Annotated in this window: 13 protein-coding genes; 7 read left to right on the forward strand and 6 right to left on the reverse strand. The window is 34.2% G+C overall.

Annotated features, from left to right (window positions below; genetic code table 11):
- Window positions 1-5: 5 nt before the first annotated feature.
- The 5 genes from IWX84_RS07895 to IWX84_RS07915 all read right to left on the reverse strand — a co-directional run bounded on the left by IWX84_RS07895 (window position 6) and on the right by IWX84_RS07915 (window position 4,013).
- The gene (locus tag IWX84_RS07895; protein WP_196850195.1) at window positions 6-1,175 is read right to left on the reverse strand and encodes a dipeptidase; all 1,170 of its coding nucleotides are present in this window, start codon (window positions 1,173-1,175) and stop codon (window positions 6-8) included.
- Window positions 1,176-1,677: 502 nt separating this feature from the next.
- Window positions 1,678-2,034, reverse strand: a complete 357-nt coding sequence (locus tag IWX84_RS07900; RefSeq protein WP_196850196.1) for a hypothetical protein — start codon at window positions 2,032-2,034, stop codon at window positions 1,678-1,680.
- 171 nt (window positions 2,035-2,205) lie between these two features.
- Entirely contained in the window at window positions 2,206-2,643 is a 438-nt protein-coding gene (locus tag IWX84_RS07905; protein ID WP_196850197.1) for a VOC family protein, read from the reverse strand.
- A gap of 13 nt (window positions 2,644-2,656) precedes the next feature.
- Window positions 2,657-3,334, reverse strand: coding sequence for a dienelactone hydrolase family protein (locus IWX84_RS07910; RefSeq protein WP_196850198.1), 678 nt, complete (start codon window positions 3,332-3,334; stop codon window positions 2,657-2,659).
- Between the two features lie 43 nt (window positions 3,335-3,377).
- Window positions 3,378-4,013 carry a phosphoribosyltransferase gene (locus IWX84_RS07915; protein WP_196850199.1) on the reverse strand — a complete coding sequence of 212 codons (636 nt, stop codon included), beginning with the start codon at window positions 4,011-4,013 and terminating at the stop codon, window positions 3,378-3,380.
- A gap of 272 nt (window positions 4,014-4,285) precedes the next feature.
- Here IWX84_RS07915 and IWX84_RS07920 point away from each other — a divergent pair, with 272 nt between their 5' ends.
- The 7 genes from IWX84_RS07920 (at window position 4,286) to IWX84_RS07950 (ending at window position 10,952) form a co-directional block, all read left to right on the forward strand.
- On the forward strand, window positions 4,286-5,239 hold the full coding sequence (locus IWX84_RS07920) for an ion channel (RefSeq protein ID WP_231385443.1): 954 nt from the start codon (window positions 4,286-4,288) through the stop codon (window positions 5,237-5,239).
- A 74-nt stretch (window positions 5,240-5,313) separates the two neighbouring features.
- Entirely contained in the window at window positions 5,314-6,210 is an 897-nt protein-coding gene (locus tag IWX84_RS07925; RefSeq protein ID WP_196850200.1) for a MerR family transcriptional regulator, read from the forward strand.
- A gap of 37 nt (window positions 6,211-6,247) precedes the next feature.
- A complete protein-coding gene (locus IWX84_RS07930; RefSeq protein WP_196850201.1) occupies window positions 6,248-7,717 on the forward strand; it encodes a phytoene desaturase family protein in 1,470 nt (489 codons plus the stop codon).
- Window positions 7,718-7,719: 2 nt separating this feature from the next.
- Window positions 7,720-8,559, forward strand: a complete 840-nt coding sequence (locus tag IWX84_RS07935) for a phytoene/squalene synthase family protein (RefSeq protein ID WP_196850202.1) — start codon at window positions 7,720-7,722, stop codon at window positions 8,557-8,559.
- 28 nt (window positions 8,560-8,587) lie between these two features.
- Window positions 8,588-9,028: a sterol desaturase family protein gene (locus IWX84_RS07940; protein ID WP_196850203.1), complete on the forward strand. Its 441-nt coding sequence runs from the start codon at window positions 8,588-8,590 to the stop codon at window positions 9,026-9,028.
- Window positions 9,029-9,195: 167 nt separating this feature from the next.
- Window positions 9,196-9,660 (forward strand): SRPBCC family protein, encoded by a 465-nt coding sequence (locus IWX84_RS07945; protein ID WP_196850204.1) that lies wholly within the window; start codon window positions 9,196-9,198, stop codon window positions 9,658-9,660.
- Window positions 9,657-10,952 (forward strand): cryptochrome/photolyase family protein, encoded by a 1,296-nt coding sequence (locus IWX84_RS07950; RefSeq protein WP_196850205.1) that lies wholly within the window; start codon window positions 9,657-9,659, stop codon window positions 10,950-10,952. The genes IWX84_RS07945 and IWX84_RS07950 overlap by 4 nt, the downstream gene beginning before the upstream one ends.
- A 479-nt stretch (window positions 10,953-11,431) precedes the next feature.
- Here IWX84_RS07950 and IWX84_RS07955 read toward each other — a convergent pair whose 3' ends face one another.
- The gene (locus IWX84_RS07955) at window positions 11,432-12,850 is read right to left on the reverse strand and encodes an SDR family oxidoreductase (protein ID WP_196850206.1); all 1,419 of its coding nucleotides are present in this window, start codon (window positions 12,848-12,850) and stop codon (window positions 11,432-11,434) included.
- Window positions 12,851-12,885: the final 35 nt, after the last annotated feature.

A 12,885-nucleotide genomic window follows, 5' to 3' on the forward strand; every position in this document is an offset into this window, starting at 1 on the left:
CGTTTTTAGTTTACTTCATTTGCTTTTAGAACTCTCAGAAAATTTCCTCCTAAAATCTTGGTGATATCTTTTTGGCTATAGCCTTTTTCTACCAAAGCTTTTGTAATCAGGGGATAGGTAGTAACATCATCTAATTCTTGAGGGGGAGATTCAATGCCATCAAAATCAGAACCGATACCTACATAATCGATACCAACTAATTTTATGATGTATTCTATATGTTGCATAACTGATGAAAAAGGCGTTCGTAGTGGCTCAACCTCATTTTTATACTTCATAAAAAGAAGTTCTTCTCTTGCCTCTTCTGTCATACCACTTTTTGTCATAGCGTCATTTTCGATAGCATGCTTTTCAATAAAGGCCTCTTTACTTTTCATGTAGTTGTTGTCTAAAAACCCGGAATAAAAATTTACCTGAATAACCCCTCCATTTTTGGCAACAGCTTTTATTTGTTCATCGTTTAAATTTCGTTGGTGTTGGCATAAGGTGTAAACAGAACTATGCGATGCAATTACTGGTTTTGTGGTGGTTTTCATTACATCCCAAAAAGTGGTTAATCCTACATGACTAATATCAACCATCATACCCAAGGCATTCATTCTCTGTATTACTTGTTTGCCAAAGTCAGTCAAGCCTTTATGATTCAAATCTTTGTTGAAAGTTTCGTCAAAGGCACTCGTTGCCCATGGTGTCGAATTATTCCAAGTCAATGTCATGTATCTTGCGCCACGATGATACAAAAGATCCAATTTATTTAAATCATTTTCAATTATGTGTCCGCCTTCAACGCCAAACATAGCCGCTATTTTGTGCTGTTTTACGACTTTATATAAGGCTCTGGTATTGGTTACTTTTACAATTTTATCGGGATTGCGTTTCGCAACTGCATCCAAAGCATCCATTTGTTGATTTGCGTAGGCAAAAGGATTTACTTTGTCTCCGTCGCAAAATACAGAAAACACCTGTACATCAAGTCCGCCTTGTCTCCATCGTGCCAAATCACTATGGGTCTTTCCTTTCAAGTCGGTATCAAAAACAAAACCTTTATCTACCGTTTTGGTTAGGATATCATTGTGCGAATCTATAAGAATGGCTCTGTCATGGATTTTTTGGTATGATTGAGCAATGATTTGCTGTGTCAATAGAATACTAATCAACATTATTTTTATTCTCATTTAGCCAATTTTTAAATTTTCAATTACTAAAGATACTTTTTTTGCCAATACAATAGCGCTAATAAAATTTTAGATGCAGCGTTACAGTTTTCTCTTTCAGCAAGTTCCATAATGCGAATAAAGCATTAGGACCAAAAATGAAATCAACAGGAGAAAGCATCTTATTTAATGATGACTTGAAAGACGACCAATTCTACGAATTGTATTCCAGAAGAAAAATGTATTTGAGTAAATAAAAACTTGAATTTTGTATATTAAAAAAGCCTCTTGATTGAGGCTTTTTTATGCGGTAATGTTTTCCGAATGATTTGTGTGTGGCATATAGTGGATCCACAATTCGCACCTATTCCTACTTTCCTTTAAAACAAATTTGCTCTACTTTGCTTAAATTGTGAGCGCGGAACATTATTTTTTGTTAAACACATATATGTCAATGATTTGTATAACAAAAAAAAGCCCGAATGTAAAATTCGGGCTTTTCTTCAACTTCTTGGTTAACAGTCTAAATCCTGATTAAAAATCTTGTCGACGTTTTTGTATTATTTTGATCATAAATATCAATCAAAATGTAGGTATCCTTTGTGATACCAGTTATTAAATACGAGTAAGGGTAGCTGTTTTTATTTTTTGCTGTTGTATCATCAATGATAAATGGAGTAGTATCCCCTTCTTTTGTAACAATCACCTTTAATAACGAAACTGATGACGTAATAGTTCCAGTAATCGTATATTGTCCATTGACAGCTTTTCCTTCTGATTGTGTAAATGCAATCGCTGGCGATGATGTTGGTTCATCTTTACTACAACTTACAATTGATAGTACAATAATTAAAAATGCGAGTATTCGTTTCTTTGTCATAAAATGTTTATTTAATTGAGATTAAATGCTTTACCTTTTGTTTTATTTTAAGGTTAGTTTATTCAAATCTAATCAATTATTAATAGGTCAAGTTAATATCTGTGAATTATGAAAATATTAAAAGTTTTTTTAATATATTTTAAAATTATTTGAATAAAAAAGCAAGTAAATTTATTTCGCCTGATTTTCTTCAAAACTTACCATCCAATTCACGCCAAATTTATCGGTGAACATGCCGAAATAAGCGTCCCAAAAAGTATCTTCCATCGGCATCCCCAAAGTTCCGTCAACTGAAAGTGTATTGTACAGCCGGTCAGCTTCTTCTTTATTTTCGGTATTAATGGAAAGCGAAAAATTATTCCCGAAAACAGTTGTGCGTCCAAAATATTCAATATAGTGATTGCCCATCAAGCTGGTCTCTTTACTTATGGGTAGTGAGATATGCATTATTTTTTCAGCATCTTCAGTAGAAATTTGGGTACTGTCATGCGAAGGCATGTCTTTATATTTTCCAAAATAAGAATACTCGCCGCCAAACACTGATTTGTAAAAATCAAAAGCTTCCTTACAATTTCCATCAAAGACTAAATCTAGATTTACTGTTGCCATTGTTCTCTATTTTTTAATATTTATTTATTTTAAATTTAGACTCGCTGTTAATTGTCCTTTTTTTCAAATATCTTTTATACCAGCTAATGGCTAAGTCCGCCACCTCCTGCAATTTTTCTGGTTCTTCAAAAAGATGCGTAGCTCCTGGGATAATTTTTATTTCTTTTACCGATTCTAATTTATCAAAGGCCATTTTGTTCATTCCAATAACCGGAACGTCAAGCCCGCCAACAATCAATAAGGTGGGAGCAGTCACCAAAGGCAATTCTGTAATCGCCATGTCAGGACGTCCACCTCTTGATACCACCGCTTTTATACTGTCTTTAAAATATGCCGCAGCTCTCAATGCAGATGCCGCGCCGGTACTGGCACCAAAATATCCTATTGGTAACCCTTTTGCATTTTTGTTTTCCATCAGCCATTCGGTCGTTTCTATCAATCGGCTGGTCAGTAAATCAATATTAAAGCGGTTTTCATAGATTTCGTCCTCTTTCTCAGTAAGTAAATCAAACAAAAAAGTGGCTATTTTATTTTGCTGCATCAATTCAGCGACCATTCTGTTTCGGGTACTAAACCTGCTGCTGCCACTTCCGTGAGAAAAAATAACCAATCCTATGGTGTTTTCTGGAATCACTAAATCACCCTTTAAAATCACAGAAGATAAAGCGATGTCTATTTCTAATTTATTCATGAATTGTACATTTTGAAATGAGCGAGATTAAATAGTTGCATTTTTATTCTGCGGGTTTAGGTAGCTGTAGCATTTGAATCACTTCCTCATCTTCTACTTGTGTGAACTCTTGATAAAATCCTCCCACTCCTCTAAACTGTTTTGAGGCAATAATATAAATAAATTCGTCTGCGCTGTCTTCGAATTTAGTCACGGTATCATAAGGAACAACAGGCACGGCCACGATAATTTTTGCCGGATTCTTTTTTCGCAACATTGCTATGCTTACTAAAAGGGTGTTTCCTGTCGCGATTCCATCATCCACTAAGATGATGTTTTTTCCATGGATATCCAGAGGTTCACGATTGCCCATATAAAGTTTGTACTTTTCCTTTAATAGTTTTCGTAGCCTAATTGTTTCCTGATCAATATACGCTTGATGAACATCAGGATGTTTATCTATAATCATGGAGTTCATTGATACGGCTCCAACAGCAAATTCTTTATTATACGGATGCCCTATTTTTTTCGAGAGTACAATATCCAATGGGAGATGTAAATTTTTGGCAATTATTAATCCAATGGGTACTCCACCTCGAGGAACAGCAAGAACTATGGCATTGCTATTCTTATATTTTTTTAACCTCTCTGAAAGTAGTACAGCAGCCTCAATTCGATCTTCAAACATCTCGTCATACATAACTGTAGGTTTTATATAATTAAAAATCAGTATAATAAAGGTACTGATTTTCAAGTAGTTTGGTTATTTTTTACGTTTTTTTATAAATGTTTTTGTAATTTAAAATTGAATTTAAGTTTGGAAAGATCTTCAGGAGTTTTTCATGTTGGTTGCTTCAAAAAAAGTGAATATTATGACTCATCAGGTTTAATTTTTTTAAAAAAAAGCGTCTTTCTTTTGAATTAGATTTTAACTAATTTTACTATGAACTAATTATAAAAAACAAATCTCTTTTGAAAAATATAAATGCTAAAGCAAAAGCGGATAAGAACACAGGTTTCGGAACTAACGCAAACAGTTATGGTGGTCGTTATGTGAACAAAAATGGTACAGCAAATGTGGAAAAACGAGGAATGCATATTTTGCACCGAATCAGTTGGTATCACACAATGATTGACATGGCTACATGGAAATTTATGCTTATTATTTTAAGTTTCTATGTTGGAATTAATTTTATTTTTGCGTCGATTTATTATGGAATCGGAATTGAGCATTTAAATGGAATTGCAAATAATGATAGTGAATGGGTCAAATTCGGGCAAGCTTATTTTTTTAGTGCACAAACCTTTACTACTGTTGGTTACGGGCATATTAGTCCTTCCGGTTTTTTGACCAGTGCGCTTTCTGCGGCTGAAGCACTTTTTGGACTATTGAGTTTTGCAATTGCTACGGGTTTATTTTTTGGTCGATTTAGTAAACCTACTGCCTTTTTGAAATTTTCAAACAACGCATTGATTGCGCCATATGGAGAAATTACGGGGTTGATGATTCGAACTACGCCTTTTAAAAATACTAATTTCACCGATGCTGAAGCCAAAGTAACGCTAGGAATGAGCGTAGAGGAAGATGGAAAATTAATTAACAAATTCTACTCTTTAGCTTTAGAAATGGAGAGAATTAATGCACTAACTTTAAGTTGGACTTTAGTACATCCCATTACAGAAGACAGTCCACTATTTGGTTATTCCAAAGAAGATTTTAGTAACACGAATGGAGAAATAGTTGTTTACATTAAAACCTTCGACGATATGTTTAGTAATACCGTGGCAACTCGTACTTCCTATACTTTTGCAGAAATAGTATTTGGGGCAAAGTTTGAACCCATGTACGGCAGAAGTGATGATAATTCTAAGACTATTCTGAATTTAGATAAATTAAATGCATTTAAAAGCGTCACTTTGGAATAATACTATAGTTTTTAAGTTATTTGAGATTTATAAGTAAATTTATTTTACATTTGTTTATTAAATTTAGGTAAACGATGAACAATGTAAAAAACGTATTCAGCATAAAAGATCTTGAAAACCTTTCAGGAATAAAAGCGCATACAATACGAATTTGGGAGAAAAGATATGACATACTTCAACCCATGCGAACAGATACCAATATTCGATTATATGATTTGGCCAGTTTACAAAAACTGTTGAATATTACTTTGTTGCATGATTATGGATACAAGATTTCGAAAATTGCAACCTATCCTCAGGATAAAATACCTTCGCTTGTTCGCGAAATAATTTCAAGCAAAACAGCCAAAAGTCACGCAATCAGTGCTTTCAAAATGGCAATGATGAACTTTGACCAGGAATTATTTTTTACCACCTACAATTGGTTAATTGCGGACAAATCATTTAAAGAAATATTTCATGAAGTCTTCATTCCTTTGATGAACGAACTGGGATTATTATGGCAGTCTGACACAATATCCCCCGCGCACGAGCATTTTATTAGCTACTTGATAAAACAAAAACTGCTGGTAAATACGGAAAAACTGCAAGTTTTAAAACCAACTAAATTAGATAAAGTTTTTGTCCTCTCGCTTCCATTAAATGAAATACATGAGTTGGGTTTGATGTATTTGCAATACGAAATTTTATTGCACGGTTATAAAGCAATCTATCTTGGCGAAAGTATGCCTATTGAAAATTTGAAAGATTTAAAGAAGCATTTTGATTCTATTGTTTTTGTTTCTTATTTGACGGTTCAGCCTGAAAAAGATGTGGTAAATGAATATGTTGCAAAAATGACTGTCGAACTATTAGATGATACTAACGAATTATGGTACATTGGCAGAATGGTTGAATTTATTAAAAGAGAAGAACTTTCGGAGAAAATTTCAATTTTCACTTCGATGACTGAATTAATAAATCATATTTAGTTATTTTGTTTAATCTTTTCGTATATTTGCTAAACAAATGAAAAAAACAATTACAATTATAGGTTCCGGATTTTCAGCTATGGCAGCATCGTGCTATTTAGCGCAAAGCGGACATGAGGTTACGGTTTACGAGAAAAATGGTAGCATTGGTGGTAGAGCTCGACAGTTAAAAAGAGACGGTTTCACTTTTGACATGGGTCCAAGTTGGTATTGGATGCCAGATGTCTTTGATCGTTTTTTTGCTGATTTTGGAAAGAAAACAACAGATTATTATGAGCTGATAAAATTGTCTCCGGCGTATAGCGTTTATTTTGGAATCAATGAATTTATTGCCATCGCAGATAATCTAGCAGAAATTGAGGCGACTTTTGAGTCAATTGAAAAAGGAAGTGGGAAAATTTTGAATAAATTTATCTCTGAAGCCAAAAGTAATTATGACATTGCCATAAAAGAGTTGGTTTATCGTCCGGGAGTTTCGCCTTTAGAATTAGTAACGGTAGAAACTACTATGAAAGTAGGACAGTTTTTTAGTAACATCAGTAGAGATGTTCGAAAGAAATTTAAAAATGAACGGTTAATTCAAATTTTGGAGTTTCCGGTATTGTTTCTGGGAGCCAAACCATCAGACACACCATCATTTTATAGTTTTATGAATTACGCCGATTTTGGTTTGGGAACTTGGCATCCAAAAACAGGAATGTTTGACGTAGTTCGAGCCATGGAAAGTTTAGCCAGAGAATTAGGGGTGACTTTTCACACAAATTCAAATATCGAAAAAATAATCGTCCAAAATAAAACGGCAAAGGCGATTGTAGTAGATGGTAAAATGATTACTTCTGACCTGATTTTGAGTGGAGCGGATTATCATCATACCGAAACATTACTAGATGAGCAACACCGAGCCTATTCAGAAAAGTATTGGGAAAGCAGGGTTTTCGCGCCTTCCTCATTACTATTTTATGTTGGCTTTAATAAAAAAATTGAAAACGTTTCACATCATGCCTTATTTTTTGATGTTGATTTTTATCAGCATGCCAAGGATATTTATGATGAACCACAATGGCCAAAAGAGCCTCTGTTTTATGCTAATTTCCCTTCGCTGACTGATAAAACAGCCGCGCCAGAAGGAATGGAATCTGGATTTTTTCTAATTCCGCTTGCTCCTGGAATCGAAGATACTGAGGCATTACGGGAGGAATATTTTGATAAAATAATTGATCGTTTTGAGGCTCTAACGCAACAAAGTATAAAAAATAACATTATATTTAAAGAATCTTTTTGTAAAAATGATTTTGTTTCAGAATACAATTCGTACAAAGGAAATGCCTACGGAATGGCAAATACTTTACTACAAACTGCTTTCTTGAGACCAAAGCTTAAAAGTAAAAAGGTTAAAAATTTATATTTCACCGGTCAATTGACCGTTCCTGGTCCTGGAGTGCCTCCAGCATTAATCTCAGGAAAATTAGTTTCAGATTTGATAAACAAGCAATTTTTAGATCAATAAATATGAAAAAATTATTTGATGATGTATCTTTCAAATGCAGTAAGTTAGTTACTAAAAACTATAGTACTTCATTTTCATTGGCAGTTTATATGCTTTCGCCAAGTATTCGAGATGCGATTTACAGTATCTATGGTTTTGTGCGTTTTGCAGACGAAATTGTAGATTCATTTCACGGTTACGACAAAGAGAGCTTAATTAATGATTTCGAAAAAGAATATTATAAGTCCTTTAATTTGGGGATAAGTTTAAATCCTATTTTGAACTCGTTTCAGCATACCGTTAAGCAATATAATATTACGGATGATATGATTCAAGCTTTCTTAAAAAGTATGAAATTGGATTTAATCAAATCCGATTATAACAGTAAATCAGAATATGAAGATTATATTTATGGCTCGGCTGATGTTGTAGGACTAATGTGTCTTAAAGTTTTTGTGGCCGGAAAAGACCATCGATATGAAGAATTAAAAATGGAAGCAATGCGTTTAGGTTCCGCTTTTCAGAAAGTTAATTTTTTGCGCGATTTGAAGGATGATAATTTGATTTTAAACAGGAATTATTTTCCTGGAGTGGATTTAAATTCATTTGATGAAAAGGCTAAAAAAATGATTATAAAGGAAATTCAGGAAGATTTTGATGTGGCTTATCAAGGAATTCTGAAACTGCCTATCGAAGCTAAATTCGGGGTGTATACTGCATTTGTTTATTATAAAAAGCTATTGAAAAAGTTGGAAAACACGCCGTGTCATGAAATTGGTAACGAAAGAATTCGAGTTTCTAATTATACAAAAGCGGGACTTCTAGCTAAGTCATTCGTGTCCTACAAACTTAAATTGGTTTAAATTTTTTTACATTTAAATAAAAATAATAATGATTTCTTTTTTAATTTTTCTTGGAGTTTTCCTGATAATGGAATGTGTTACTTGGCTAACCCATAAATACTTAATGCATGGTTTGATGTGGTATTTTCATGCGGAACATCATCAGCCTAAGTATGCCAATATATTTGAACGAAATGACATCTTCTTCGTGATTTTTGCCTTGCCAAGTATTGTCCTTTTTTACTTTGGTGTAGAAGGTGGCGTGAATTATTTATTTTTCATCGGTTTAGGAATTACGTTTTATGGTTTCTGCTATTTTACTATTCATGATGTATTGATTCACCAGCGTTTCAAGTGGTTCAAGAACACTAATAACAAGTACTTAATTGGCTTACGTAAAGCGCACAAAGTGCATCACAAACATTTAGGCAAGGAACACGGTGAGTGTTTCGGAATGCTATTTGTACCATTCAAATACTACAAAATCTAGTAATTCCGTTTGGGCGTGTCCCCGCTTTCACTAGCGTTACAGCGGGGTCGGGCAATCCGTTCCCGCTTTTTTTGTACCGCCAAAAAAGGCGATACAAAAAAGAGCTCCACTGCTGTCCCTCACGCGAGCCCATCCATACGACACTATTTATCTCTAAAATACCAACCATGAAAATATACAAACAAGAAACTGTCCAACACGTAAATGCAACTGTAGAAGAATGTTGGGCTTTCTTTTCCAATCCGAAAAATCTTCAGAAAATCACACCGGAAGGAATGGGTTTTGAAATCACTGATTTTGACCAGAAGTCCATGTATCCAGGTCAAATCATTCAATATAAAGTAACGCCACTTTTTGGGATTACATTATCGTGGATGACGCTAATTACTTGCGTTAAAGAAAATAGCTATTTTATTGACGAGCAAAAATTTGGCCCCTACAGTTTTTGGCACCACAAACATTTCTTTGAAGCAACACCAAACGGAACCAAAATGACCGATGTGGTACATTACGGATTACCACTTGGCTTCTTGGGTCGAATCATGAATACACTGCTAGTTAAAAATAAATTAAAATCCATTTTTGCTTATCGTGTAACTAAAGTGGATGAAATGTTTAATTCGAAAAAATGATTAAGCAAGAAGTAGCGCTATTTTGGTTCAGACGAGATTTGCGACTGGATGATAATGTGGGTTTATACCATGCTTTGACCTCTAAATATCCCGTAGTTCCTATATTCATTTTTGATGAGGCCATTTTAGACAGTTTACCAAAAAACGACGCGAGAGTGAATTTCATATATGAGTCTCTTTCGAATATAAATGCTGAATTACAAAAAATTGGAAGTTCCCTTTTGGTAAAAAAAGGAAAAACAATGGATGTTTGGCAATCGCTTCTCCAAGAGTTTGATGTAAAAGAAGTTTTCTTCAATAAAGATTATGAACCTTACGCCATCAAAAGAGATTTAGCTATTTGCGAAGTATTAAATTCAAATAACAGTGCTTCATTTTTGTTCAAAGATCAAGTGATTTTCGAAGAAAAAGAAATCACAAAAGCGGATGGATTGCCTTATACGGTTTACACTCCTTTTAAAAATAAATGGCTGGAAAAATACAAATCACTTGCTCCGGTTCAGGAATATGAAACTTCAGATAAATTTTCTAATTTCTATAAAAGTAATTTTGCTTTCCCTAGTTTAGAAGAAATAGGGTTTGAAGAAAGTACTATAAAAGTGCGACCTCATAATTTAAAATACGTTGGTAATTATCAGGATATACGTGATTTTCCAGCTTTGGATAAAACAACTTATCTATCTCCACATCTGCGTTTTGGTACCGTTAGCATTCGAAAATTAGTTAATTGGGCAGTGCACAAAAATGACGTTTTCTTGAGTGAATTGATTTGGAGAGAGTTTTTTATGCAAATACTTTTTAGTTTTCCAAAAGTGGTTACGCACAACTTCAAATCGGCTTATGATGGCATTCAATGGCGCAACAACGAAGAAGATTTCAAGCGCTGGTGTTCTGGTAATACAGGTTATCCCATGGTGGATGCCGGTATGCGAGAATTAAATGAAACCGGATATATGCACAATAGAGTGCGTATGGTTGTGGCGAGTTTTCTAATTAAGCACTTACTGGTCCAATGGCAATGGGGAGAAGCTTATTTTGCCCAAAAATTATTGGATTACGAATTGTCTTCTAATGTTGGAAACTGGCAGTGGGCAGCCGGAACTGGTTGTGACGCAGCGCCTTATTTTAGAGTTTTTAACCCTGAAATCCAACTTAAAAAATTCGACGAAAAAGGGATTTACATTCGGAAGTGGATAAAAGAATTTGATTTAGGTTATGGTGAACCTATGGTAGATCATGCGTTCGCAAGAGACAGAGCCATTGCTACCTATAAATCTGGAATATTGAAGTGATTTAAAAAAATAGATTAACCATATAAGGGATATAAGTTCATTTAAGTTCGAAATTAGATTGCAATTCTCTATTAATGTTAATTGATTCGAAAACAACTATAAACAATATAATGCTAGCCAGTTTAACGTGAATGAACTTTCATTTTCATATTTGGTTGAAAATATTTTGCTTCAGTTTTGTCATTCCGAGGAACGAGGAATCTCATTAAGCATAATAAACTACAAGTGAGATTACTCATTCCTTAAAATCACAAATTCGTCTAGTCCTAAAAAAGCGCAACTTAAATGAACTTTCATTTCTTATATGGTTCAAAATATTTCACCAATTTTTTTTATTGCTACAACGGGGATGGGTTTTCTTAAGTTTGATTAGTTACGAGTGAGTTTCCTCGTTCCTCGGAATGACAAATTATACGAATAAGAATCTAACTCAAATGAACTTACACGTATATGGTTTAGACATTTGCGTACCGAGAGCATCACTTTATCAATTTATTCAGCATTCCATTAAAAATAAATCCGTGGAAAGGCAAAACGGAGTACCAATATAAATTTCCCCAAATTCCTTTAGGTTTAAAAGTGGCGGCTTGATACAATGTATTATTTATAATTTTGAATTCGAGCCAGGCTTGTCCGGGGAGTTTCATCTCGGCATATAAGACTAACTTTCCCTCTTCTTTGTTTGCATATAAAACGCGCCAAAAATCCAAAACATCACCGCTATGAATATCATGTCGGTTTGTTCTTCCTCTTCGAGAACCCACACCGCCAAAGAGTTTGTCAATAAACCCCCGAATTCCCCAAAGCCAATCTCCATAATACCAACCGGATTCTCCACCAATAGACCAGATTTTATCAATCGTGTATTCTCGATTTTCAATTTCTTTTTTACGTCTATCAATAAAACAGTCTTTTTTTGGCACTTTTAAATATTCGGAAATATTACTGCTAAACCTGCCGCTGACGAGAGAGTCTTTCCAGCTTGAAGCTACTTTATCTTCATCTACTTTTATTATAGCTCTTGACAACGCTTGTTCGTACGTCATGGGTTTTACATGTAATAAGTCATTTATTCGAGTATCTTTGCAAATAACCTCGACTTTCATGCTGCTTACTAAAGCGGAGGCGAGTTTAAAAGAAGTGGAGGTGATGAAATACAACCAATAGGAAGATAATTTAGGAGTCATTACAGGAACGGTCCAAATCCATCTTTTTAATTTTTTTGCTTTGGCAAAACCCAACAACATTTCTCTATAGGTGAGAATATCAGGTCCACCAATGTCAAAACTTTGATTGTAAGTGACAGGATTCAGCAACGATTTAGACAAAAATTCAAGCACATCAGGAATTGCAATGGGCTGACATCTGGTATTGAGCCATTTGGGCGCAATCATTATAGGAAGTTTATTCACCAAATCCCTAATTATTTCAAACGAAGCACTTCCGGAGCCTACAATAATTCCGGCTCTAAGTGTGGTTGTTGGAACTGTACCGGTGTTTAAAATTTTTTCGACATTTTTTCTGGAAGCCAAATGTTTGGACAAAGAATCATCATTGACGATACCGCTAAGATAAAGTACTTGTTTTGCATTAGTCTGATTGATTCTTTCAACAAAATTTCTAGCTGAAATACCTTCTAATTCGTCAAAATTATTTGAGGAACTTGACATAGAGTGCATCAGATAATAGGCTGCATCTATTTCGATTGGGATTATTGATAAAGTTTCTTTTTTTAGAAAATCAATTTCAATAACTTCAACATTCTTTTCAAATTCTTTTGGAACATAAAACCTATTTTTATCTCTCACGCAACAAATTACATGATGTCCCTGCCCAATTAAAATGGGTAAGAGTCGTTTTCCAATGTATCCTGTCGCACCAGTTAAGAGAATTTTCATAGGTAGATTGTATGTTGTTATTAGAATTATTAAAG

Source organism: Flavobacterium sp. CG_9.10, from assembly GCF_015752245.1.
Classification (GTDB): domain Bacteria; phylum Bacteroidota; class Bacteroidia; order Flavobacteriales; family Flavobacteriaceae; genus Flavobacterium.